General features: G+C 40.8%; 1 protein-coding gene. It reads right to left on the bottom strand.

Annotated elements, in window-relative coordinates; all coding sequences use genetic code 11:
- Nucleotides 1-245: hypothetical protein (locus SCA31_RS25060; protein WP_410699651.1), on the bottom strand; the 245-nt coding region annotated here is incomplete at both ends.

Below are 245 nucleotides of genomic sequence, written 5' to 3'. Positions count from 1 at the left end.
ACTTTTCTTCACAGACCCCTGTGAACTTTTCTTCACGGAAGCCTGTGAACTTTTCTTCGCAGACCCCTGTGAACTTTTCTTCACAGCTTTCTTTTTTCTTGCTTGTACGCCTTTAGAAGAGAATTCCATCCCTTTAGATTCCCTCTGCTCCCAGGATCTGAATTTGACCAATTCGCATATTTTAGAGTCAGAATAAACAGGATGTTCATAGACGATAATGTCAACGGTGTTTTTGTCGTTGAAAG

The sequence above is a fragment of the Chryseobacterium sp. SIMBA_028 genome, from assembly GCF_046535285.1.
GTDB lineage: Bacteria > Bacteroidota > Bacteroidia > Flavobacteriales > Weeksellaceae > Chryseobacterium.
The sequence above is the reverse complement of the archived record's forward strand: the minus strand, read 5'-3'. Positions and strand labels throughout refer to the sequence as shown.